The sequence below is a fragment of the Terrabacter carboxydivorans genome, from assembly GCF_039532035.1.
GTDB classification, from domain to species: domain Bacteria; phylum Actinomycetota; class Actinomycetes; order Actinomycetales; family Dermatophilaceae; genus Terrabacter; species Terrabacter carboxydivorans.
The window spans coordinates 70,010-92,901 of sequence record NZ_BAAARE010000015.1 but is presented as its reverse complement, the minus strand read 5'-3'; the positions used below and the strand labels follow the sequence as shown (position 1 = coordinate 92,901).

23 protein-coding genes are annotated in these 22,892 nt (G+C 72.3%); 16 read left to right on the top strand and 7 right to left on the bottom strand.

The window, feature by feature from the left end; translation table 11 throughout:
- Nucleotides 1-4 precede the first annotated feature (4 nt).
- The 4 genes from ABD297_RS16775 to ABD297_RS16760 all read left to right on the top strand — a co-directional run bounded on the left by ABD297_RS16775 (nucleotide 5) and on the right by ABD297_RS16760 (nucleotide 3,704).
- Entirely contained in the window at nucleotides 5-778 is a 774-nt protein-coding gene (locus ABD297_RS16775; RefSeq protein ID WP_425581187.1) for an LOG family protein, read from the top strand.
- Nucleotides 775-1,284 (top strand): cell division protein DivIVA, encoded by a 510-nt coding sequence (locus tag ABD297_RS16770; RefSeq protein WP_344256189.1) that lies wholly within the window; start codon nucleotides 775-777, stop codon nucleotides 1,282-1,284. The genes ABD297_RS16775 and ABD297_RS16770 overlap by 4 nt, the downstream gene beginning before the upstream one ends.
- Nucleotides 1,281-2,495 carry a hypothetical protein gene (locus tag ABD297_RS16765; protein ID WP_344256188.1) on the top strand — a complete coding sequence of 405 codons (1,215 nt, stop codon included), beginning with the start codon at nucleotides 1,281-1,283 and terminating at the stop codon, nucleotides 2,493-2,495. The genes ABD297_RS16770 and ABD297_RS16765 overlap by 4 nt, the downstream gene beginning before the upstream one ends.
- A 234-nt stretch (nucleotides 2,496-2,729) precedes the next feature.
- Complete coding sequence (locus ABD297_RS16760; RefSeq protein WP_344256187.1) at nucleotides 2,730-3,704, top strand: hypothetical protein; 975 nt, start codon at nucleotides 2,730-2,732, stop codon at nucleotides 3,702-3,704.
- Between the two features lie 153 nt (nucleotides 3,705-3,857).
- On the opposite strand, the gene ABD297_RS16755 is transcribed toward ABD297_RS16760, so the two are convergent.
- On the bottom strand, nucleotides 3,858-4,670 hold the full coding sequence (locus ABD297_RS16755) for an enoyl-CoA hydratase/isomerase family protein (protein WP_344256186.1): 813 nt from the start codon (nucleotides 4,668-4,670) through the stop codon (nucleotides 3,858-3,860).
- A gap of 152 nt (nucleotides 4,671-4,822) precedes the next feature.
- On the opposite strand from ABD297_RS16755, the gene ABD297_RS16750 reads away from it, so the two are divergent.
- A complete protein-coding gene (locus ABD297_RS16750; protein WP_013493416.1) occupies nucleotides 4,823-4,996 on the top strand; it encodes a DUF3117 domain-containing protein in 174 nt (57 codons plus the stop codon).
- Between the two features lie 111 nt (nucleotides 4,997-5,107).
- Here the strand turns inward: ABD297_RS16750 and ABD297_RS16745 are convergent, their stop codons facing one another.
- Complete coding sequence (locus ABD297_RS16745; RefSeq protein WP_344256185.1) at nucleotides 5,108-5,731, bottom strand: O-methyltransferase; 624 nt, start codon at nucleotides 5,729-5,731, stop codon at nucleotides 5,108-5,110.
- Nucleotides 5,732-5,803: 72 nt separating this feature from the next.
- Here ABD297_RS16745 and ABD297_RS16740 point away from each other — a divergent pair, with 72 nt between their 5' ends.
- The 7 genes from ABD297_RS16740 (at nucleotide 5,804) to ABD297_RS16710 (ending at nucleotide 13,498) form a co-directional block, all read left to right on the top strand.
- On the top strand, nucleotides 5,804-6,262 hold the full coding sequence (locus ABD297_RS16740) for a hypothetical protein (RefSeq protein WP_344256184.1): 459 nt from the start codon (nucleotides 5,804-5,806) through the stop codon (nucleotides 6,260-6,262).
- A gap of 151 nt (nucleotides 6,263-6,413) precedes the next feature.
- Nucleotides 6,414-7,061, top strand: a complete 648-nt coding sequence (gene sigE / locus ABD297_RS16735) for an RNA polymerase sigma factor SigE (RefSeq protein WP_344256183.1) — start codon at nucleotides 6,414-6,416, stop codon at nucleotides 7,059-7,061.
- A 17-nt stretch (nucleotides 7,062-7,078) separates the two neighbouring features.
- A complete protein-coding gene (locus tag ABD297_RS16730; RefSeq protein ID WP_344256182.1) occupies nucleotides 7,079-7,783 on the top strand; it encodes an anti-sigma factor in 705 nt (234 codons plus the stop codon).
- Nucleotides 7,780-9,363, top strand: coding sequence for a S1C family serine protease (locus ABD297_RS16725; protein WP_344256180.1), 1,584 nt, complete (start codon nucleotides 7,780-7,782; stop codon nucleotides 9,361-9,363). The genes ABD297_RS16730 and ABD297_RS16725 overlap by 4 nt, the downstream gene beginning before the upstream one ends.
- A gap of 55 nt (nucleotides 9,364-9,418) precedes the next feature.
- Complete coding sequence (locus ABD297_RS16720) at nucleotides 9,419-9,775, top strand: twin-arginine translocase TatA/TatE family subunit (RefSeq protein ID WP_344256179.1); 357 nt, start codon at nucleotides 9,419-9,421, stop codon at nucleotides 9,773-9,775.
- Between the two features lie 52 nt (nucleotides 9,776-9,827).
- Nucleotides 9,828-11,672 (top strand): ABC transporter ATP-binding protein, encoded by a 1,845-nt coding sequence (locus ABD297_RS16715; protein ID WP_344256178.1) that lies wholly within the window; start codon nucleotides 9,828-9,830, stop codon nucleotides 11,670-11,672.
- Nucleotides 11,669-13,498, top strand: coding sequence for an ABC transporter ATP-binding protein (locus tag ABD297_RS16710; protein ID WP_344256177.1), 1,830 nt, complete (start codon nucleotides 11,669-11,671; stop codon nucleotides 13,496-13,498). Before ABD297_RS16715 ends, ABD297_RS16710 begins: the two co-directional genes overlap by 4 nt.
- 202 nt (nucleotides 13,499-13,700) lie before the next feature.
- Here ABD297_RS16710 and ABD297_RS16705 read toward each other — a convergent pair whose 3' ends face one another.
- The 4 genes from ABD297_RS16705 to ABD297_RS16690 all read right to left on the bottom strand — a co-directional run bounded on the left by ABD297_RS16705 (nucleotide 13,701) and on the right by ABD297_RS16690 (nucleotide 17,576).
- Nucleotides 13,701-14,843, bottom strand: a complete 1,143-nt coding sequence (locus ABD297_RS16705) for an Mrp/NBP35 family ATP-binding protein (RefSeq protein ID WP_344256176.1) — start codon at nucleotides 14,841-14,843, stop codon at nucleotides 13,701-13,703.
- A gap of 110 nt (nucleotides 14,844-14,953) precedes the next feature.
- Complete coding sequence (locus ABD297_RS16700; RefSeq protein WP_344256175.1) at nucleotides 14,954-15,517, bottom strand: DUF1003 domain-containing protein; 564 nt, start codon at nucleotides 15,515-15,517, stop codon at nucleotides 14,954-14,956.
- Entirely contained in the window at nucleotides 15,514-16,821 is a 1,308-nt protein-coding gene (locus ABD297_RS16695) for a magnesium transporter MgtE N-terminal domain-containing protein (RefSeq protein ID WP_344256174.1), read from the bottom strand. The genes ABD297_RS16700 and ABD297_RS16695 overlap by 4 nt, the downstream gene beginning before the upstream one ends.
- Before the next feature lie 17 nt (nucleotides 16,822-16,838).
- On the bottom strand, nucleotides 16,839-17,576 hold the full coding sequence (locus tag ABD297_RS16690) for a hypothetical protein (protein WP_344256173.1): 738 nt from the start codon (nucleotides 17,574-17,576) through the stop codon (nucleotides 16,839-16,841).
- Nucleotides 17,577-17,665: 89 nt separating this feature from the next.
- On the opposite strand from ABD297_RS16690, the gene ABD297_RS16685 reads away from it, so the two are divergent.
- Together ABD297_RS16685 and ABD297_RS16680 are read left to right on the top strand one after the other, a co-directional pair.
- On the top strand, nucleotides 17,666-18,739 hold the full coding sequence (locus ABD297_RS16685) for an HpcH/HpaI aldolase/citrate lyase family protein (protein ID WP_344256171.1): 1,074 nt from the start codon (nucleotides 17,666-17,668) through the stop codon (nucleotides 18,737-18,739).
- Nucleotides 18,708-19,622, top strand: a complete 915-nt coding sequence (locus ABD297_RS16680; RefSeq protein WP_425581186.1) for an HpcH/HpaI aldolase/citrate lyase family protein — start codon at nucleotides 18,708-18,710, stop codon at nucleotides 19,620-19,622. Before ABD297_RS16685 ends, ABD297_RS16680 begins: the two co-directional genes overlap by 32 nt.
- Before the next feature lie 16 nt (nucleotides 19,623-19,638).
- Here ABD297_RS16680 and ABD297_RS16675 read toward each other — a convergent pair whose 3' ends face one another.
- On the bottom strand, nucleotides 19,639-20,433 hold the full coding sequence (locus ABD297_RS16675) for an alpha/beta hydrolase-fold protein (RefSeq protein WP_344256169.1): 795 nt from the start codon (nucleotides 20,431-20,433) through the stop codon (nucleotides 19,639-19,641).
- 85 nt (nucleotides 20,434-20,518) lie between these two features.
- On the opposite strand from ABD297_RS16675, the gene ABD297_RS16670 reads away from it, so the two are divergent.
- Both ABD297_RS16670 and proS read left to right on the top strand, forming a co-directional pair.
- On the top strand, nucleotides 20,519-21,409 hold the full coding sequence (locus ABD297_RS16670) for an extensin family protein (RefSeq protein ID WP_344256168.1): 891 nt from the start codon (nucleotides 20,519-20,521) through the stop codon (nucleotides 21,407-21,409).
- Nucleotides 21,410-21,466: 57 nt separating this feature from the next.
- Entirely contained in the window at nucleotides 21,467-22,876 is a 1,410-nt protein-coding gene (gene proS, locus ABD297_RS16665; RefSeq protein ID WP_344256166.1) for a proline--tRNA ligase, read from the top strand.
- Nucleotides 22,877-22,892 lie beyond the last annotated feature (16 nt).

The window sequence follows — 22,892 nt, the reverse complement described above, 5'->3', positions numbered from 1 at the left end:
CGCTGTGACCGACCACCAGCCCGTGCCCGAGGCGTCGTCCGGCGTCCGCGCCGACCGCCGGCAGACCGGCCCCGTGACCCTGCGCGGCCACAAGGTGCCCAAGACGACGACCGACCAGCGCCTGCTAGAGACGCGCCAGCGCACCGACTGGCTGCACGCCGACCCCTGGCGCGTCATGCGCATCCAGTCCGAGTTCGTCGAGGGCTTCGGCACCCTGTCCGAGCTCGGGCCGGCCGTCGCTGTGTTCGGCTCGGCGCGCATGGGAGCCGACGACCCGGCATACGCCATGGGTGTCGAGGTCGGGCGGCTGCTCGCCGAGGCGGGCTACGCCGTCATCACCGGCGGGGGACCGGGCGCGATGGAGGCAGCCAACAAGGGTGCCTACGAGGCTGACGGCACCTCGGTCGGGCTCGGCATCGAGCTGCCCTTCGAGACCGGGCTCAACGAGTACGTCGACCTCGGCATCAACTTCCGCTACTTCTTCGCGCGCAAGGTCATGTTCCTCAAGTACTCCCGCGGCTTCATCGTGTTGCCGGGCGGCTTCGGCACCCTCGACGAGCTCTTCGAGGCCGTGACCCTCGCCCAGACGCAGAAGGTGACCGAGTTCCCTGTGGTGCTCATGGGGGTCGCGTACTGGCAGGGCCTCATCGACTGGATGCGCGACACCGTGCTCGCCGAGGGCATGATCGGCCCCGCCGACCTCGACCGCATCCTCCTCACCGACGACCCGCACGAGGCCGTCCGTGCCATCCGCACCTACGAGGAGCGGCCGGCGTGAAGTGGTTCATCCTCGTCGTCGCGATCATCGTCCTGTGCTTCGTCGTCGCCCTCGTCCTGGGTCTCGCCGGTGGCGGTCTCGGGCGCGGCACCACGAGCCTCAGCCACGAGCCGCTGCCCGACGAGCCCATCCGTGACGCCGACTTCGACGACCTCGTCTTCGACGTCGGCGCGCGCGGCTACCGGATGAGCCAGGTCGACGGGGTGGTCGACCGGCTGCGGCGCGAGCTGCGCGAGAAGGACGAGGAGATCGCGGTCCTGCGCGGCGACGAGGCCCCCGCCCGGACGCGTGAGCCGGCCGAGACGGCTGCGCCGACCGAGGCCCCCGAGCCGGACGAGGCTGCCGCGCCGAATGAGGCCTCCGCGCCGACCGAGGCTCTCGAGCCGGCCGAGCCCACCCAGCAGAAGCAACGCCCTGAGCCGGCCGTGGCCCGCGACGCTCCGGCCCCGACGGCCGAGGCGCCTACGCCGTCCGATCCGACGGTCGGCCGCGAACCCACCACATGACCGAGGGGCTCGCCCTGCGGCCTCGCCGCGTCTTCATCGCCTGCCTGCTCGCCGTCTACGCGCTGGCCCGGGTCGTCACGACGACGATCCTGCTCGTCGTCATGCAGCACCAGGTGCCCTCCGGCATGACCGGCGGCGACGACGTGCCGGTGTCGTACTTCCCGTTCACGGCGCTGTGGGACGGGCAGTGGTACCAGACCATCGCGCTGCACGGCTACCCGTCGACGCTGCCGATGAGCGAGGGCGGCAACGTCCAGCAGAACGCCTGGGCCTTCTACCCGCTCTTCCCGTTCCTGGCCCGCGCCGGCATGTCCGTCACCGGCCTCGGCTTCCCGGCCGTCGGCTCGAGCATCGCGCTGCTGTGCGGTGCGGGTGCGGCCGTGCTCATGGGGATGCTGCTGCGCGACCGCATCGGCGAGCCCGCGGCCTACCTCGTCGTGGCGCTGTGGGCGAGCTTCCCCGCGTCGGTGGCGCTGCAGCTGGCCTACACCGAGTCGCTCGCGATGCTGCTGCTCGTCGGCTACCTCTACGCGCTGGCGAAGGAGCGGTGGCTGGTCGCGACGGTCGTGGCCCTGCTCGTCGGCCTGTCGAGACCGATCGCCGTGCCGCTCGGGCTCGTCACGCTCGTGGTCGTCGTGCTGCGCTGGCGGGCGCGCCGAGAGCGACCCGTCACGAGGGGCACGTATGCCGCCATGGCCGCCGCGCTCGTCGGCTGCGGCGTCGCCGGGCTGCTCTGGCCCGCCATCGCCTGGTGGGTGACCGGCGTGCGGTCGGCCTACACCGACACGATGGCGACCTGGCGCGGGTCGGGGACCGTCGAGCCGTTCACGCCGTGGCTCGGCATGTCGAAGTACACCTTCGGTGACACCTGGGGACCGGTGCTGCTCGTCGTCGTGCCACTCCTGCTCGTCGCCGTGGTGGCGGGGCCGTGGGCCCGGGCGCTCGGGGCCGACCTGCGCACCTGGACGCTGGCCTACCCGGCCTACCTGGCAGCGGTGCTCGACCCGTTCACGAGCATCTTCCGCTACCTCATCCCGCTCTTCCCGATCCTCGTCGTCGTGCTCGGGGCCGGGTGGGCCGACCGGCGCGGCAACACGTGGAAGCGGCTGCTGTGGCGGTTCGTGCCGCTGCTCGTGCTCTGCGTGGTCGGCCAGTACTACTGGACTGACATCCTCTGGCGCTTCGTCCCCCCGAGCGACTACCCGCCGTGACCCGACCCGACCAGACCTCACCCACGCCCGGACCCACCGTCCGGCTGAGGATGGACCGGCAGATGGTCCTGCGCCCGGTGTGGTGATCACCCCACCGAGCGCAGGACCATCCCGCAGTCGATGGGTCGGTCCATACGGGAGCCACCATCCACACCCGCCCCGACCCGGCCTCGACTGTCCACAGCCGGGCGCGGCTCGCAGGCGTCGACACGCCGCTGCCTCCAGTCTCGAGGCATGGCGCTCACCGAGACGGCCCTGGCTCTCGCCCGGACCCAGTGCGGGGTCCTGACCCGGGCCCAGCTTCTCGCGTCGGGTGTCAGCCGCGAGACGCTGCGCTGGCGGGTCGGCCGGGACTGGCGCCTGCTGCTGCCGGGGATCTACGTCCTCCAGACCGGCCTGCCGACCGAGGAGCAGCGGCTCGTCGCCGCGCAGCTGTTCGGAGGCGACGGCGCGTGGCTGGCAGGCTCGACCGCTGCGGCACTGCACGGACTGCGGGCGTGTCAGGTCCGGTTTCCGATCCGGGTCCTTGTCCCGGCGCCGCGTCGGTCCCGTCGTGTCGCGTGGGTCGACATCCGGAGCACGACGCTGCTCGGAGAGCCACTCGTGCCGCGGGGGTCCCTCCGGCTCGGATGCCTCGCCCGGGCCGTCGTCGATGCTGCGGTCGAGACCCCCGACGATCGCAGCGCGCGTGCCCTCGTGATCGAGGCGGTGCAGCGCCGGCTCGTCCGCCTCGATGACCTCGAGCACTGGGTCGACGCGCGGGGGCGTCAGCACTCGCGACGCCTGCGTCGGGTGCTGGCTGAGGTCGCTGCCGGCGCCTGGTCGGCTCCGGAGGCCGACCTGCTGGCGCTGCTCCGCACCTCGGATCGACTGCCCGAGCCGATGGCCAACCCGGTGCTGACCGGGCCCGACGGGCGGGTCCTCACCTCACCGGATGTCTGGCTGGATGACGTCGGCATGGCCGTGCTGGTGCAGTCGAGGGCGTTCCATGCCGACGGCCTGGCCTGGGACGACACCGTCGAGCAGGCGTCGGACCTGTCAGCCGCGCGGGTCGTCGTCGTGGGTGTGACACCGTCGGCGCTCGCGCGCGACCCGATGGCCCAGCTCGTCCGGATCGAGCTGGCGCACGCGGAGGCGGCACGAACCGGGACGCGAGCCCCGGTCACGGCGACGGAGCGTCCGACACTGCCGCTCGGGCGGGCAGGCTGAGAGTGCTGACCGGTGGTCCGCCGAATAGTCCTGCGTCTGGTGGGGTGATCACCACATCAGACGCAGGACCATCGGCAGATCCATCCGTCGGTCAAGGCCTATCCGCTTGACCAGAGCTGTCGCGAGGCCGTGACGACGGCGGACGGCGTTGGGTCAGGCGCCGGTGTAGGTGGGCTTCTCCTTGGCCAAAAAGGCGTCGACGGCGGCGCGGTGGTCGCTGCTGCCGCCCGTCAGGGCCATCAGCTCCGCCTCGTTGGCGAGGGCGTCGGCGAGGTCGGTGCCCGCCGAGTGGGCCACCGCGCGACGGATCGAGCCGTAGGCGAGCGTCGGGCCGTCCGCGAGGGTCCGGGCCAGCTCGGTGACCCCCGCCTCCAGCTCCGCGTCGGGCACGACCTTCGTCACGAGACCCATCGCCAGGGCCTCGGCCGCCGGCACGGTGCGGGGGAGCAGCAGCAGCTCCTTGGCGCGCGCCGGCCCGACGAGCCGCGGCAGCGTCCACGAGGCACCCGAGTCGCACGAGAGCGCGATGCCGGCGAACGAGGTGTTGAGCCCGGCCTGCTCCGAGGCGATCCGGAAGTCGCAGGCGAGCGCGAAGCTCATCCCGGCCCCCGCCGCCACGCCGTTGAGCGCCGCGACCACCGGCTTGTTCATCGTCGACAGGGCGATGACGATGGGGTTGTAGTGGTCGGTGACGGTCGTGGCGAGGGTCGAGGTCGGGTCGCCGAGGCTGCGCACGTGCTCCTTGAGGTCCTGGCCGACGCAGAACGCGCGGCCGGTGCCGGTGAGCACGACGCAGCGGACCGCCGGGTCCTCGCCGACCTCGCGCAGCGCGGTGACGAGCGCGTCCTTGAGCGCGTTGTCGAGGCTGTTCATCGCCTCGGGCCGGTTGAGCCGGAGCCAGGCGATGCCGTCGGCGACCTCGACGAGCAGGGGGGCGGTGGAGGGGGAGTCGGGCGTCTGCGTCATGGCCGTCACTCTGTCCCAATCCGTCCCCCGGTGGAAGCGTGGCGGGCCCGTCGCGACCATGACGTGCCCTCTGTCACATCCCCAATTAGGTCTCGCAAACGAGACACGGAATAATGGTGCCAAAGACCGAGGATTCCTAGGGAAGGGGAACCATGGCAGCAATGAAGCCGAGGACCGGCGATGGCCCGCTCGAGGTCGTCAAGGAGGGCCGCGGCATCGTGCTGCGGATGCCCCTTGAGGGCGGCGGGCGTCTCGTCGTCGAGATGACCCCCGACGAGGCTGCAGCTCTGCGTGACGCGATCCAGGGTTGTGACGGCGTCAACTGACCCTTCCGCCTGATCCAGGTTCGACGGCCCCTGACCTCACGGTCGGGGGCCGTCTCGCTGCCCACGCGGACGAGCACGTATGCCGGGTGGCGCGCCACCCGGCATACGTGGTCAGCGCTTGACGGCGACCAGCAGGCCCTCGCCCACGGGCAGGAGGGAGACGGTGAACTGCTCGTGGTCGCGGATGGTGCGGCCCACCTCGCGCAGCGTGCGGGTCTCGGCGTCGCGGTTGGCGGGGTCGGACTCCTTGTCGGACCACGTCATGACGAGCGTGCCGCCCCGGCGGAGCAGGCGCGTGGCCTGGGCCAGGTAGTCGGGGTACTCCTCCTTGTCGGCGTCGACGACGACGAGGTCGTAGGCGCCGTCGGTCATGCGGGGGAGCACCTCGAGGGCGCGACCGGCGATGACGCGGGTGCGCTGGTGGGCGATGCCTGCGGCGGCGAAGGCGTCGCGGGCCGCGCGCTGGGGCTCGGTCTCGAGGTCGATCGTGGTGAGGATGCCGTCGGCGGGCATGCCGCCGAGGAGCCAGAGGCCGGAGGCGCCCGCGCCGGTGCCGATCTCCATGACGGCCTTGGCGCCGGTCGCCGCGGCGAGCATCTGCAGGACGGCGCCGACCCCGTTGCCGACGGCCGGCGCGCCGAGCTCCTCACCGCGGTGGGCGGCCTCGTCGACGTGCTCGGTCGGGGTGACGAACTCCTCGGCGTGCGACCACGCCGCGACCTTCTGACTGCTCATGTTCGTCACCCTACTGTGACGAACCGGGCGGTTTCGGCACCCCGTCGCCCCCGAGAGGGTAAGGAGTGGGTCATGGACGACAAGGACGCACCGACCCGTGAGCACCGGCGCCCGCAGGGTGTCGACGACGCCACCGTGGAGGCTCTCGGCAAGCTGTCCGAGGCCCTCGAGGTCGTCGAGGACGCCCGCGGCCACCTCTACGGCTTCCACCGGCTCTCGGGGATGGCCGACCTCACCCTCGGCGAGGCGGTGGACCTCTTCCGCGAGGCCGGCCACGACGAGCTCGCCGAGCGCCTCCAGACCGAGCTCGTCGGTCGCAACGTCGTCCAGGGTCGGTGGACCTTCCAGATCGTCGAGGAGTACGACGACGACTACTACGCCACCTTCAAGCGCCTCGAGGCCTCCGCGCGCGACGACCTCGTGGGTGGCCGACGCCACCTCTTCGAGGCGGAGATGAAGGAGGACCGCCGCACGCACGGCCTGGCCCACCACGAGGCCGTCCCGCACGACGGCAGCGAGCAGGCTCCCTGAGCACCAGCGGCCGCCCACAGCGAAACCACAGGTTCCGGCTGGCGGCGGGACAGCCCCATCCGAGACGATCGACGGGAACGAAACGAGAACAGATGGCGTTCTTGTCGTTGAACCCTCAGCCTGAAAGGCCCGGCCCCCTGTGAGCACCAGCGTGACGTCCACCTCTCCCACCTCGGTGGAGCAGGCCGACTCGACGTGGACTCCTCCCACGTGGGAGGAGATCGTCGAGCAGCACTCGGCACGCGTCTACCGACTGGCCTACCGCCTCACGGGCAACCCGCACGACGCCGAGGACCTGACGCACGACGTATTCGTGCGCGTCTTCCGCTCGCTGCACTCCTACCAGCCGGGCACCTTCGAGGGCTGGCTGCACCGCATCACGACCAACGTCTTCCTCGACAAGATGCGCCGCAAGCAGCGCATCCGCTTCGACTCGCTGCCCGACGACGCCGCCGGACGGCTGCCGAGCTACGAGAAGGGCCCCGAGCAGACGTACCACGACGCGCGTTTCGACGACGACGTGCAGCGGGCGCTCGACGCGCTGGCGCCGGAGTTCCGCGCCGCCGTCGTCCTGTGCGACATCGAGGGCCTCTCCTACGAGGAGATCAGCGCCACGCTCGGCGTCAAGCTCGGCACCGTCCGCTCGCGCATCCACCGCGGCCGCGCCCAGCTGCGCGAGGCCCTCGCGCACCGCGCCCCCGAGGTGGCCGCTGCCGCCCGTCCCGCCAAGCCCGAGTCGCGCGCCGCGCGTGCAGGCCTGCGCCTGCCCGGCCGTCGCGTCGCCGCGAGCTCGCGCTAGGACCGGCAGGTGATGTCGTGACGCCGCACCTCAAGGGCCACGTCCGGGCCTACGTCGACCGCGCCCTGCCGCCGGCGATGCTGCACCTCTACGACAAGCACCTCGTCTGCTGCACCCTCTGCCGCGCCGCGGCCGACCAGGAGCGCCGCATCGTGGCCGCGCTGCGCTCCGACACAGGCGTCCCCATGAGCCTGCGAACCTCCCTCATGGGGCTCGGCGCCACCGCCGGCGCCCCGCAGCCCCCTCCCGCCCCGCCCGCGTCGTCCGGCCCCCGCATCCCGCTGCCGCCCCTCGGCCTGCGTATGCCGTCCGCCCCCTCCTACGACCCGGTGCCCACCGTGCGCCCGACCGCACCCGCCCTGCACCGCTCGCCGATGCGCGCCGCGGTCGTGGCCTCGATCGCCGCCGGCGCCTCCGTGGCGGCGGCCTGGGGCCTGGCCATCGCGCCGGTCCCCGGCTCGCGCGTCCCCTCGGTCCGCGGCCCGGTGGCGAGCTTCGGCGACAGCTCGGTCAGCGCCGTGAACTTCGGCGGGTCCGTCCTGCCCGGCGACCGCGTCACGCCGGTCACGCGCGACGCTCAGGTCTCCCGCGACGTCGGCAGCGGCAACGTGCCCTACTGGGTGGTGACCACCCGTGCCTCGACCCGGGCACTCGGCACCGCCTCCGGTGTCGTGGCCCCGGTTCGGGTCGTCAACGTCCGTTCGGCACAATCAGGTCCATGAGCGACGAGCCGACGACGCCGGGCCCCGATCCCGCGGCAGCCCCCGAGCAGCCTGCTGCACCCGGCGAACCCTCGTCGGCCGGCCACCCCGTCGAGTCCGCCCCTGCCCGGGAGCAGACCGGCATCATCGACCTGCACGACACGCGCGCGATCCCGTCGAGGCGGCCTCACGACGCCGGCGACGACGCCTGGTTCGACGTCTTCGGCGGCGAGCACCCCATCGAGGGCGCCGCCGTCCCGGCCCGCGCCGACTCGTCGTGGGGGAGCGACCGCGCCGACGCCCGCGCCGAGGAGGCCCATCGCTCGGCCTACGCGCCTCCGGCGCCTGCTCCGGGACCCGACCCCGACGTCAGCCCGGCCACGCCCGTCGTGAGCGCGCAGACGGGTGCCCAGCACCCGGCATACGCAGGCCCCGTTCCTGCCGCACCCGGCAGCGAGTCCACGTCGGCAGCGGCCCCCGGCGGCCCGGGAGGCGTGCTCCTCACCGATGCCCCTCAGCCCGCACGGCGACGCGGTCGCGGCCGGCTCGCAGCGGCGGTCGTCGCCCTCTGCCTGCTCTCCGGCGTCGTCGGCGGCATCGCCGGCCAGCTCGTCGAGTCGCGCATCAGCCTCGGCGGGTCGACCCTGCCCGAGCCCGGCGCCGGCGCGACGCAGCGCCCGGCCGGGTCGGTCGCCAACATCGCGGCCAACGCGCTGCCCAGCGTCGTCACGATCAAGGTCGACGCCGGCAGCGAGGGCTCGGCCACCGGCTCCGGCTTCGTGCTCGACAACAAGGGCCACGTCCTGACCAACAACCACGTCGTCGAGCCGGGCGTCAACGGCGACATCGAGGTCGTCCTCAGCAACGGCGACACCGAGAAGGCCACGATCGTCGGGCGCGACGCGAGCTACGACCTCGCCGTGCTCCGGATCAACCGCACCGACCTCAGGCCCCTGACGCTCGGCCCCTCCGACAAGGTCGTCGTCGGCGACCAGGTCATCGCCGTCGGCGCGCCGCTCGGTCTGGACCAGACCGTCACCACCGGCATCGTCAGCGCCCTCAACCGGCCCGTGCAGCCCGGCGACCCCGGTGAGTCCTCCTACATCAACGCCATCCAGACCGACGCCGCCATCAACCCCGGCAACTCGGGCGGCCCGCTGCTCGACATGACGGGCAAGGTCATCGGCGTCAACAGCGCCATCGCCCGGGTGCCCGGCACGAGCGGCTCGACCGGCGGCAGCATCGGGCTGGGCTTCGCCATCCCCAGCGACCAGGCCCGGCGCACCGCCGACCAGCTCATCGCCACCGGCAAGGCCACCCACCCCGTCATCGGCGTCAGCCTCGACCGCACCTTCAGCGGCGAGGGCGCGCAGGTCGACGACAAGGCCGGCTCCGTGACGGCCGGCGGCCCCGCGGCCAAGGCAGGCGTGAAGCCCGGCGACGTCATCGTCGGCTTCGAGGGCAAGCGCATCCGCACCCCCGACCAGCTCATCGTCTCGATCCGCGCGAGGGCCGTCGGCGACACCGTGACCCTCAAGGTGCAGCGGGACGGCCAGGAGCTCGAGCTGAAGATGACGCTCGAGGCCGATCCGGCCAAGTAGCTCTCGGCTCGCCACCGTAGGATGGCGCAGCCGGTACGCGTGGAAGCGAGGGACTGTGTTCGACATCAACGGGTGGGAGCTGCTCCTGCTCGGTCTGCTCGCGATCCTCATCCTGGGTCCCGAGCGTCTGCCCGAGTACGCCGCCAAGTTCGGCAAGTTCGTCCGCCAGGCGCGCAGCATGGCCGACCGCGCCAAGCAGCAGCTCAAGGACGAGATGGGTCCGGAGTTCTCCGACGTCGACTGGCGGGCCTACGACCCGCGCCAGTACGACCCGCGCAAGATCGTGCGCGACGCGCTCGCCTCCCCGCCCGACGAGGACTACGCGCCCTCGCCGGCGGCCGACAAGCCGGTCAGCACCCCGAAGGGCCACGACCCCTCCGTGCCGACGCCGTGGGACAGCGAAGCGACCTGAATCTCTGACCCAGAGGCATCAGTGTCGGACGTCGGGGTTATCGTCCTGCTTGATGCCTGCTGACCCGACCTCGAACCCACCCGCCTCCGTCCGGTCCCTGTGGCGCCTCCGGGGCTACCTCCGGCCCCACCGGTGGGCCCTCGTCGTCATGTTCACCGTGTCGCTCGCCGGTGTCGGCCTGACGATCGCGATCCCGCTCGTCACCCGCGCGATCATCGACGGGCCGATCACGCGGCACGAGCTCGCCCCGGTGCTGCCGCTCGGCCTGCTCGCCCTCGCGCTCGGTGTCCTCGAGGCCGTGCTCATCTTCGTGCGCCGATGGGTGCAGTCCAACGCCGTGCTCGGGCTCGAGACCGACCTGCGGCGCGACCTCTACGAGCGGCTGCAGGCGCTCCCGATGAGCTTCCACACCCGCTGGCAGTCGGGGCAGCTGCTCTCGCGGGTCACGACCGACCTCTCGGCCATCCGCCGCTTCAGCGGTTTCGGGCTGCTCTTCCTCGTGGTCAACATCCTGCAGGTCCTCGTCGTCACCATCGTGCTGCTGACGATGTACTGGCCGCTGGGGCTCGTCGTGGCCGCGACGGCCGCGCCGATCGTCTGGCTGTCGATGCGCTTCGAGAAGGCCTACGTGCTCGTGTCGCGCCGCGTGCAGGACCAGCAGGGCGACCTCGCGACCCAGGCCGAGGAGGGCGCCGTCGGCATCCGGGTCATCAAGTCCTTCGGCCGCAGCGACCACATGGCGGCGCGCTACGACGAGGCGGCCCTCGAGCTGCGCGCGACGAGCCTCGAGAAGGTCCGGCTCTCGGCGAAGTTCTGGACCTTCCTCGAGGTCATCCCCAACCTCGCCGTCGTCGTCGTGCTCCTGCTCGGCGCCATCGGTGTCGGGCGCGGGGCCCTGACGCCCGGCGAGCTCGTCGCCTTCATCACCCTCCTGCTCTCGCTCGTCTGGCCGGTCTCCTCGCTCGGGGTCATCCTCGCCATGGCCCAGGAGGCCATGACGGCCGCCGCCCGGGTCCTCGAGATCTTCGACACCGAGCCCGACATCGTCGCCGGTGACCAGGGGGTGCGGGCCCCGCGCGGGCACCTGCGCCTCGAGCACGTCGACTTCGCCTTCCCTGACGCCCCCGACCAGCCGGTGCTGCGCGACGTCAACCTCGACGTCCCGCCCGGCCAGACCCTGGCGCTCGTCGGTGCCACCGGCTCGGGCAAGACCGCCCTGACCGCCCTCGTGCCGCGGCTGTTCGACGTGACCGGCGGCCGCGTCACCATCGACGGCGTCGACGTGCGCGACCTCGACCTCGCCGTCCTGCGCAGCCTCGTGGCCACCGCCTTCGAGGAGCCGACGCTCTTCTCCATGAGTGCCCGCGAGAACGTCACCCTCGGCCGGTCCGACGCCGACGAGGCCGACGTGCTCGCCGCGCTCGAGATCGCGCAGGCCGGATTCGTCCACGACCTGCCGTGGGGGCTCGACACCCGCATCGGCGAGCAGGGGCTGTCGCTGTCGGGCGGTCAGCGACAGCGACTCGCCCTCGCGCGGGCGGTGCTGGCGCAGCCGGCCGTGCTCGTGCTCGACGACACGCTCTCGGCGCTCGACGTCCACACCGAGAAGCTCGTCGAGGAGGCGCTGTCCAACGTGCTGTCCGAGACCACCGGCCTCGTCGTAGCCCACCGCGCCTCGACCGTGCTCCTCGCCGACCGGGTCGCCCTGCTCGAGCACGGCACCATCACCCACGTCGGCACCCACCGGGAGCTGCTCGAGACCGTACCGGCCTACCGTGAGCTGCTGGCCGCCGACCCGGTCGCGCCGGCCGGTCCCGGTCCGGACACCGGAGGGCCCGGTCCGTTCGGTGCCTCCGACGGGTCCGGAGCCGCGACGAGCGAGGGGGTGCGCGCATGAGCTCGCCGACCCAGCAGTGGCGTGGTGTCGCGGCCGACGACATCGAGGGTGACCTGACGGCGGAGACCTCGGCCCGCCTGGCCGGGCGCTCCAGCCGCCTCCTGCGCGAGGTGCTGCGCCCCTGGCGCCGGGCCCTCTGGTGGCTCATGGTCGTGGTGGTCGTCGAGAACGCCGCCCGGCTCTCCATCCCCTATCTCGTCAAGGAGGGCATCGACACCGGCATCCCGCCGATCCGGGCCTCGGGCGACCTCGAGCCGCTGCTGCTGGTCGTCGCCCTCGTGCTCGGTGCCACCGTGACCCAGGCCGTGGCGCGCAACCTCTTCCTCGTCCGGTCCGGCCTCATCGGGCAGGACATCCTGCTCTCGATCCGCCGACGCGTCTTCCGGCACTTCCAGGTGCTCAGCCCGGCCTTCCACGACCGCTACACCTCCGGTCGGGTCATCTCGCGCCAGACCTCCGACGTCGACGCCATCTACGAGATGCTCGAGACCGGCTTCGACGGGCTGGTCACGGCGGCGCTGACCCTCGTGGGCACCTCTGTGCTGCTGCTGGTGCTCGACGTCAAGCTCGGCGTCGTCGCGCTCCTCTGCGGACCCGCCCTCGTCCTGCTCACCAACTGGTTCCGCAAGGAGTCGGCCAAGAGCTACCGGGCCACCCGCGAGAAGGTCGCGCTCGTCATCGTCCACTTCGTCGAGTCCATGAACGGCATCCGGGCGGTGCAGGCCTTCCGCCGGGAGCCGCGCAACCAGGCGATCTTCGACGACGTCAACGACCAGTACCGCCGGGCCAACCTCGTGGCGTTCCGGCTCATCGCCTGGTTCATGCCCGGCATCCGCCTCATCGGCAACGTCACGATCGCCGCCGTCCTGCTCTACGGCGGCTACCTCGCCTACCACGGCGAGGTCACGGTCGGGGTGCTCGCTGCCTTCTTGCTCTACCTGCGCCAGTTCTTCGAGCCGATGATGGAGATCTCGCAGTTCTACAACACCTTCCAGTCCGCCTCAGCCGCCCTCGAGAAGCTCTCGGGCGTGCTCGAGGAGGAGCCCGACGTGCCCGAGCCCGTCGACCCGGTGCCACTGGCTGACGCGAAGGGTGAGGTGCGGTTCGACGACGTGCGCTTCGCCTACGTCGAGGGCTCCGTCGTGCTCCCCGGCCTCGACCTCACGGTGCCGGCCGGCCAGACCGTGGCCCTCGTCGGCACGACCGGCGCCGGCAAGACGACGATCGCCAAGCTCGCCACCCGCTTCTACGACCCCACGGGCGGGGCGGTGCTGCTCGACGGCGTCGACCTCAGGCAGGTCGCCACCGAGGACCTCCACCGGGCCGTCGTCATGGTGACGCAGGAGAGCTACCTCTTCAGCGGCACGGTCGCCGACAACATCCGGTTCGGCCGTCCCGACGCCACCGACGAGCAGGTCGAGTCCGCGGCCCGGGCGCTCGGTGCCCACGAGTTCATCGCGGCCCTGCCGGAGGGGTATGCCACACCGGTCTCCAACCGCGGTGGCCTGCTGAGTGCGGGGCAACGCCAGCTCGTCGCGTTCGCCCGCGCGTTCCTCGCCGACCCGGCCGTGCTCATCCTCGACGAGGCGACGTCGTCGCTCGACATCCCGTCGGAGCGCCTCGTGCAGCAGGCCCTCGGGACCATCCTCGCCGGACGCACGGCGGTCGTCATCGCGCACCGGCTCTCGACGGTCGAGAACGCCGACCGGGTCCTCGTGCTCGAGCACGGTCGCATCGTCGAGGACGGCGCGCCGGGGGAGCTCATCGCGTCGGGCGACGGCCGCTACTCCGACCTGCACCGCGCGTGGGTCGACTCCCTGGCCTGACCGGCTCCGCCCGCCGCGCCCGTCCATCGCCCGGTGCGCCTGCGCTCCGGCCCTGTGGCGCCTGCCCTGCGCAGACCGAACGCAGCGTTCGATCACGAACTCACTGCTCCGACAACGCTTTCGCCACCGAACGCGGCGTTCGGTGGCGAAAGGCGGGGCGTGCGGCCCAGGGGTCAGCCGGGTCAGCCGGGGTCAGGTTCGGTCAGCGGCCGGCGGGTGTCAGACCGAGCGAGCGGCCGGCGAGACCACGGGCGCGCGAGCCCAGGCTGCGGGCGATGCCGCGCAGTGCGACGGCCGCGGCCGAGTCGGGCTCGCCGAGCACGACCGGCGTGCCCGAGTCGCCGCCCTCGCGCAGGCGCGTGTCGAGCGGGATCTGGCCGAGCAGCTCGACCGGGGCCCCGATGCTCTTCGTCAGCGAGTCGGCGACCGCCTGGCCTCCGCCGGAACCGAAGATCTCCTGACGGGTGCCGTCGGGCAGCTCGAGCCAGCTCATGTTCTCGATGACGCCGACGACGCGCTGGTGCGTCTGCAGGGCGATCGAGCCGGCGCGCTCGGCGACCTCGGCCGCGGCCTGCTGAGGCGTCGTGACGACGAGGATCTCGGCGGTCGGGATGAGCTGGGCGACGGAGATCGCGATGTCGCCGGTGCCCGGCGGCAGGTCGAGCAGGAGCACGTCGAGGTCGCCCCAGAAGACGTCGCCGAGGAACTGCTGGAGGGCCCGGTGCAGCATCGGGCCACGCCACACGACGGGCTGGTTGCCGGGCACGAACATGCCGATCGAGATGACCTTCACGTCGTGGCTGATGGGCGGCAGGATCATGTCGTCGACCTGGGTCGGGCGCTGCTCGACACCGAGCATCCGCGGCACCGAGAAGCCGTAGACGTCGGCGTCGACGACGCCCACGCGCAGGCCCTGCTCGGCCATCGCGGCGGCGAGGTTGACCGTCACCGACGACTTGCCGACGCCGCCCTTGCCGGACGCGACGGCATACACCCGCGTGAGGCTGTTGGGCTTGGCGAAGGGGATCTCCTTCTCCGGGGCGCCGCCGCGCAGCTGCGAGCGGAGCTCGGCGCGCTGCTCGTCGCTCATGACGTCGAGCTCGACCTCGACCGAGGTGACGCCGTCGAGCGCGAGGAGGGCGTTGCTCGAGTCCTTGGTCAGGGTCTCCTTCATGGGGCAGCCCGACACGGTGAGGAAGATCGCAAGGTCGACCTTGCCGGCGTCGTCGATCTCGACCGACTTGACCATGCCGAGCTCGGTGATCGGCTTGCGGATCTCCGGGTCGTTGACCTTCGACAGCGCCGTGAGGAGGGCGTCACGGCTGGGCAGTGCGGCGACAGACATGTGCTCCATCGTATGCCGCGTGCCCGGGCCTACCGACCACGCCGGGTGTCTACCGCAACACACCGAGCAGACGGCGGCCCGCCCCGTGCCGGGGCCGGGTGCGTCGTGACCTACTCGCTGGGTTGCTGGGGTGGCGGCTGGTCCTCGGTACGGCCGCGGACCACGGCCCGGTCCTCGAGCTCGTCGAGGAGGTTGCGCAGCTCGGAGCGAACGAAGTCACGGGTCGCCTGCTCCCGCAGGGCGATGCGCAGGGAGGCGACCTCCCTAGTGAGGAACTCGGTGTCGGCGAGGTTGCGCTCGTCGCGGGCGCGGTCCTGCTCCAGCGCGACCCGGTCGCGGTCGGCCTGACGGTTCTGGGCGAGCAGGATGAGAGGTGCGGCGTACGACGCTTGGAGGCTCAGCGCGAGCGTGAGGAAGATGAACGGGAACTCGTCGAAACGCAGGCTGGCGGGCGCCGCGACGTTCCAGAGGATCCACGCGGCGACGAAGACCGTCATGCCGATGAGGAAGCCCGCGGTACCCATGAGTCGCGCGAACTGCTCCGAGAGGACGCCGAAGGCCTCCTGCGAGAACGTCATCCTCGGCAGCACGCGGGCACGCTGCTCCTGCGGCTGGTCCAGCTTGTCGCCCCGCACCGCGCGCGACGGGACGCGGCGCTCGGCGCGCTCGCTCACGTCACCACCCCGATCTCGTGCCGTTCCTCACGCCAGTCCTCGGGGAGGATGTGGTCGAGCACGTCGTCGACCGTCACCGCACCGATGAGCCGCCCGTCGTCGTCGACGACAGGCAGGGACACGAGATTGTAGGTGGCGAGGGTCCGGGTCACCTTCTCGAGCGAGTCGCCCGCACCGACCGGCTCGATCTCCTTGTCGATGATCGACCCGATCGCGGCGTGCGGTGGCTCGCGCAGCAGCCGCTGGATGTGCACGAGCCCGAGGTAGCGGCCGGTCGGCGCCTCGAGCGGGGGACGGCAGACGTAGACCATCGAGGCCAGGGCGGGCGCGAGCTCCTCTCGACGCACGGTCGCCAGGGCCTCGGCGATCGTCGCCTCCGGGCCCAGGATGACCGGCTCGGTCGTCATCATGCCGCCGGCGGTGTTCTCGTCGTAGGAGAGCAGTCGGCGCAGGGGAGCCGCCTCGTCGGGCTCCATGAGCTGCAGCAGCTGCTCGGCCTGCTCGGGCGGCAGGTCGGCGAGCAGGTCCGCGGCGTCGTCGGGCTCCATCGCCTCGAGCACGTCGGCCGCTCGGGCGTTGGCGAGGCCGGCGAGGATCTCCACCTGGTCGTCCTCGGGCAGCTCCTCGAGGACGTCGGCGAGGCGCTCGTCGTCGAGCGCGGCGGCCACCTCGGCGCGGCGCTTGGGGTTGAGGTCGTGGATGACTTCGGCGAGGTCGGCGACCTTGAGGTCGTCGTAGGTCTCGAGCAGCCGTTCGGCGCTCTGGGCGCCGAGCTGCTCGTGCAACCCCACGACGTCCCGGATGTCGACGAGCATCGTCTTGCCCGAGCGGCGGCGGGCGAGGCGCGACATGGCCTTGGAGGCCGACGACACACCGGTGGCGGCCTGGCGCACGAACACCTTGACGCCGAGCCAGTCACGGCGCGGGCCCTGCTCGATGGCGAGGTCCTCGACGAGGGCCTCGGAGAAGCCGGCCTCGACCGCCTCCGGAGCGGTGACCGTCACGGTGCGGTCGAAGAGCTCGGCGGCCACGAGGACCTCGTTGGTGCGCTGCTCGAACCGGCGCATGTTGACCAGGCCGGTCGTGATGACGGCGCCGGCGTCGATAGAGGTCACGCGCGTCATCGGCACGAAGACCCGGCGGCGACCGGGCACCTCGACGACGAGGCCGATGACGCGGGGCTCTGGGCGGTTGGCCGAGAACATCACCACGACGTCGCGGACCCGCCCGACCTGGTCACCGAGCGGGTCGAAGACGCTCAGTCCGGTCAGGCGCGCGACGAAGACGCGGGCGCTGGCACTCATGGGGCAAGGTTATGGGGTCAACGTCCGCGCCGACGGGCGCCACGTCGCTGACGCTTCTTGCGCAGCTTGGCCCGCTCCTTCGCGGCGCGCCTCGCGGCCTTGAGCTCGTCGCGGGCGCGCTTGCGTGCGGCCTTCTCCTCACCGCGACCACCCCAGTGCCACGGGCGCCACGCCGTGGTCGTCGCGGCGGTCCGTGCGGGGGGCTGGCGGTGGTCGTGAGCGGCATACGCGCCCGGTGACTCGAGGGGGCTGTCGAAGGGGACGAGGGCGGTGACCGTGCACTCGGCGGCCCACCGGGTCAGGGAGTCGTCGACGGAGTTGAGGCGCGAGGCGCGGAGCAGCCCGGTCGCCCGCTCCCACTCGGGGGTGCCCGGCTCGAGGACGTGCACGTGCGCGCGGACGGTGAGCAGCCGGCCGCCTGTGTCCTTGCTGCGCAGGATGAGCCGGACCTCCGGGGGCAGCCACGGGAGCGGCTGCTCACCCGGGCCGCTGACGACGAGGGCGGCACCGTCGTCCCAGACGTGCCAGGCCGGCCAGGTGCGGTCACCGTCGACCTCGACCCACAGCAGCCCGGACTTCGACATCGCCTCGTTGAGCAGGGCCGCAGCGCCGGCCGCGCTGGCAGGTCCTGCAGCCCCGGATCCTGCAGCCACGGGGTCGCCGGGAGCGTCGGAACCACCGCCGGCGCCCGCCCCGCGACCCGGGCCGGGACCGGCTGCGGGCTCGGACACCTGGTCGGTCGCGCGCTCGGTCACACCGCCACCATAGTGATCCCGCCCTCATAGGTGGCACGCGTGACTGTCGTCATAACGCAGCCCGTCCTGCCGTTGCTACGTTGGCGCGCATGCGCAGCGCCAAGGACTTCTTCCGCCCGCTCGCGGTGGGGGCGCCGACGCCCCTGACGCAGGTGCCGGCCCGCCCGTCACGGGTCATCCACTTCTTCGACCCCAGCAACCCCAAGATGGCCGCCAAGGTGCCCGGCATGGTCGGCACCGTCGACGTGCTGCTCGGCAACCTCGAGGACGCCGTCAAGGCCGACCGCAAGGAGGCAGCCCGCGCCGGCCTCGTCGAGATCGCCAAGGCGACCGACTTCGGCGCGGACACCCAGCTGTGGACCCGCATCAACGCCCTCGACAGCCCGTGGGCGCTCGACGACCTGACGACGCTCGTCACCGAGATCGGCGACAAGCTCGACGTCGTCATGGTCCCCAAGGTGCAGGGCGCCGAGGACATCCACTACGTCGACCGCCTGCTGGCACAGCTCGAAGCCAAGGCCGGGCTGACCCGCCCGATCCTCGTCCACGCCATCCTCGAGACGGCCCGAGGTATGGTCAACGTCGAGGAGATCTGCGGCGCCTCACCGCGCATGCAGGGCCTCTCCCTCGGGCCGGCCGACCTCGCCGCCGACCGTCGGATGAAGACGACCCGCGTCGGCGGCGGCCACCCCGGCTACCTCGTGCGCACCGACCCCGTCGACGGGGACGTCACGGGGGAGCGCGCCACGGCGCAGCAGGACCTGTGGCACTACACGATCGCCCGCATGGTCGACGCGTGCGCGATGCACGGCATCTATCCCTACTACGGCCCGTTCGGCGACATCCAGGACGTCGTCGCGTGCGAGGACCAGTTCCGCAACGCCTTCCTCCTCGGGTGCGTCGGCACGTGGTCGCTGCACCCGGTGCAGATCGAGATCGCCAAGCGCGTCTTCAGCCCGTCGGCCGACGACGTGGCGCACGCGCGCAGGGTCGTGGCCGCCATGGGCGACGGCACGGGTGCCGTCATGCTCGACGGCAAGATGGAGGACGACGCGAGCCTCAAGCAGTGCCTCGTCATCGTCGAGCTCGCCGAGCGCCTCTCCCAGACCGACCCCGCGCTGGCCGAGCTGTATGGCGCCGCGCCCGCCTCCCAGGAAGGCTGAGCTCGTGACGCAGCAGACGGCATACCGTCCCCGCCGCTCGGTGCTCTACATGCCGAGCTCCAACGAGCGGGCGCTCGAGAAGGCGAAGACACTCCCCGTCGACGCGCTGATCCTCGACCTCGAGGACGCCGTCGCCCCGGACGCCAAGGAGGCGGCGCGCGAGAATGCTTGCGCTGCAGCACGATCCGGTGCCTACGGTCGACGCGAGCTGACGATCCGGGTGAACGGCCTCGGCTCCCAGTGGCACGACGCAGACCTCGCCGCGGCGGCAGCGGCCGGCCCCGACGCGATCGTCGTGCCCAAGGTGAACTCGGCCGACGAGGTGCGTTCGCTCGTGTCGGCCATGGAGGCCGCCGGGGCGCCGGAACACACCAGCCTCTGGGCGATGGTCGAGACCCCGGTGGCCGTGCTGCACGCCGAGGAGATCGCGCGCGCCTCCGACCGTCTCGGCTGCCTCGTGCTCGGGACCAACGACCTCTACAAGGAGCTCGGGGCGAGCTTCGCACCCGGCCGTGCGGCCATCGCGACCAGCCTGCAGCTGGCCCTGCTCGCCGCACGGGCCGCCGGCGTCGCGGTCGTCGACGGCGTCTTCAACGACGTCAAGGACGAGGGCGGCTTCCTCGCCGAGGCCCGGCAGGGCCGCGAGTGGGGCTTCGACGGCAAGACGCTGATCCACCCGGGTCAGGTGGGGCCGTGCAACGAGGTCTTCGCGCCGAGCGCCGACCAGGTCGAGGAGGCGCGGGCCGTCATCGCAGCCTTCGAGACGGCGCGGGCCGAGGGCAAGGGAGTCGTGACCCTGAAAGGCCGCCTCATCGAGAACCTCCACGTCGACACGGCGCAGAAGGTCCTCGCGACCGCGGAGGCCATCGCCGCCCTGTCCTGATCGGCCGTACGCCGGCTCAGGTGCGGGCCGCCGCCCATGCCATCTCGGCCGCCACGTTCCCGCTCCAGAAGCCGTCGTCGTGGCCGCCCGGGGTGAAGTGGGCCTCGACGCCCGGCAGCCGCTGGGCCAGCGTCCGGTTGGCGGCGATGAAGGGGTCGGAGGTGCCGCAGTCGAGGCGCACGGGGATGCCCCGGAGCCGCGGCACCCGGTTGAAGATCGAGTGCGCGTCGAAGTCGGCCCGACCGTCGTAGGCCCGGGCGGGCGTCTGGCTGCCCTTCAACCACAGGGCGGCGCTCGCGGCGACGACCCCGCTGACTCGCGTCCGGCCGAGGTCGCTCGCCAGCAGGAGGGCGCCGAAGCCGCCCATCGACCAACCGAGGAAGGTGGCCCGCGAGCTCGCAGGGAGCCCCGCCGCGGCGAGGGCCATCGGCACCAGCTCGTCACTGACCATGGCCCCGGTGTCGCTGCCGTCCCCGCGGGCGTGCCAGTAGGTGTCGCCGCCGTCGACGGAGACCAGCGCCATCCTCGAGGTCTCCACGGCGTCGCCGAAGCCGAGGTCGAACGCGTCGTCGGCCGAGCCCCCGAAGCCGTGCAGTGCCACGACGAGACCTCGCGGTCGCGCCGCACGCGGCACTGCCATCCGCCACCGCGGCGCCTCGAGGCCGAAGCCGTCCGGGAGCACGCCGTCCGACAGCACGGGGCCGCTCGTGCCCGAGGACGAGCACCCGGCGAGGCCGGGCGCGAGGGTGGTCGCCAGGGCAGCGCCGCCGAGCAGCACCGTGCGCCGCGACGGTGCACGGTCGTTGGGCATGGCGGGAGCGTAGCCGCGCACGTCGCGCCCATCCGTGAGGCGGCGCGGCGGGATCGGTCGACGGCCTTCGCGCGTTGGAGCAGTCATGAGCCAGCAGCCGCGCGAGGGCGACGCCACGACGCCACCCCTCGCGGGTGGTGACCGTGCGGGCCTGTCCCGTCGCCGGCTGCTGACGCTGGGCGCCGTGGGTGTCGTCGCGGCCGGTGGGGCGTATGCCGTGTCGCGCGGTCCCGGGCTTCCGTCCCTGCCGCAGCTGCCGGGCCTGGTCGAGCCGTCGCCGCCGGAGCTGCGGATCGACCCGCAGCCGGTGGACTTCCGGGACCTCGCGGCGCGGCGTCGCATCGGCTCGGCGGCGTACGTCTACGAGGTCACGGGGCGGGCGGCCGCGTACTACGTGACCGAGCCGTTCGGGGCGCGCCTCGACCGGTGGATCGCCCTGCACCGCAAGCACATCGGTCAGGCCCCCGACGAGGTCCGGTCCTACGGTGCTTGGGTGCGGGGTTCGACGACGTCGTGGCACAGCTCCGGCGAGGCCATGGACATCGCCCGACTCCGCGCCGACGGGCGTGACCTCACCTCGCTGCGGTACGACCAGTGGCGCGATGCCCCGGCCAGCGAGCTGCGGCGTCGCCTCGCGCTCTACTGGCGCACGGCTGCCGGCCTGCACCACGAGTTCGCCGACGTCCTGACGTATCTCTTCGACGACGCGCACAGCAACCACATCCACGTCGACATCGGTCGCTTCGGGCCCGAGAGGCCGCGCCTCATCCGCCGCTCGAACGCTCAGGTGCAGGCGGTGCAGGCCATGTGCCGCCACGTGTGGGGTCGCACCGACGTCGAGCCGAGCGGCGACTTCGACGACGTGACCCGGGACGCGACGACGCAGATCCTCGAGAGGGCCGGTGGGCCGGGCGAGCTCGCCGACTCCCGCGAGGCGTGGCAGGCGTTCATGGTCGCCACGATGCAGCGCGCCTGACGCTCCCTGCGCAAAAGGTCTGCGGCCGCGTGCAGCCGCGCCCGTAGGATCGGGCGCATGCCCAAGACCGTGCTCACCCCCCAGTCGGAGGACTTTCCCCGCTGGTACCAGGACGTCGTCGCCAAGGCCGAGCTGGCCGACAACGGCCCGGTGCGGGGGACGATGGTCATCCGACCGTACGGCTACGCCATCTGGGAGCGCATGCAGGCCGACATGGACCGGCGCATCAAGGAGGCGGGCGCCCGTAACGCCTACTTCCCGCTCTTCATCCCCGAGTCCTACCTCACTCGCGAGGCAGAGCACGTCGAGGGCTTCAGCCCCGAGCTCGCCGTCGTCACCCACGCCGGTGGCAAGGAGCTCGAGGAGAAGGTGGTCGTGCGCCCGACCTCCGAGACGGTGATCGGCGAGTACCTCGCCAAGTGGACGCAGAGCTACCGCGACCTGCCCCTGCTGCTCAACCAGTGGGCCAACGTCGTCCGGTGGGAGCTTCGTCCCCGGATCTTCCTGCGCACCAGTGAGTTCCTCTGGCAGGAGGGCCACACGGCGCACGCGACCGAGGAGGACGCCCGCCTCTACGCGAAGCGGATCCACGAGGAGGTCTACGCGTCGTTCATGCGCGAGATGCTCGCCATGCCAGTGGTGCTCGGCCGCAAGACTGCTCGGGAACGCTTCGCCGGGGCGACGAACACCCTGGCGCTGGAGGGGATGATGCGTGACGGCAAGGCGCTGCAGATGGGCACGAGCCACGAGCTCGGGCAGAACTTCGCCAAGGCCTTCGACATCACCTACCTCTCGGAGCAGGGCCGGCAGGAGACGTGCTGGACCACGTCGTGGGGCACGTCCACCCGCATGCTCGGTGGACTCATCATGGGACACGGCGACGACCAGGGCCTGCGCGTGCCGCCCCGTCTCGCGCCCGTCCAGGTGCTCGTCATGGTGGTCAAGGACGGCGAGGGCGTCGTCGAGGCAGCCCGCCAGGTCGTCTCCGACCTGCTCGCACGCGGGGTGCGCGCCGAGCTCGACGCGCGGGTCGACACCCCCTTCGGCCGGCGGGCCGTCGACGCCGAGCTCAAGGGCATCCCGGTCCGGGTCGAGGTGGGTCCGCGTGACCTCGCCGAGGGGTCCGTCACCGTCGCGCGCCGCATCGCCGGCGGCAAGTCGCCGGTGCGGCTGGCCGCCGTGGTGGACACCGTCACGGCGGCGCTCGAGGAGGACCACGACGCGTTGTATGCCGCCGCGCTGGCGCACCGCGACGCCAACACCACCGCCGTCGAGTCCCTCCAGGACGCCGCCGAGGCGGCCCGCACCGGCTGGGCGACGATCCCGTGGTCGACCCTGGGGCCCGAGGGCGAGGCGACCCTCGCCCAGTCGGCCGTCACGGTGCGCTGCCTGACGATGCCCGACGGGTCGGTGCCCTCGTCGGAGTCCGACGACGGGGTGCTCGCGGTCGTGGGACGGGCCTACTGACCCTCACCGAGTGGTC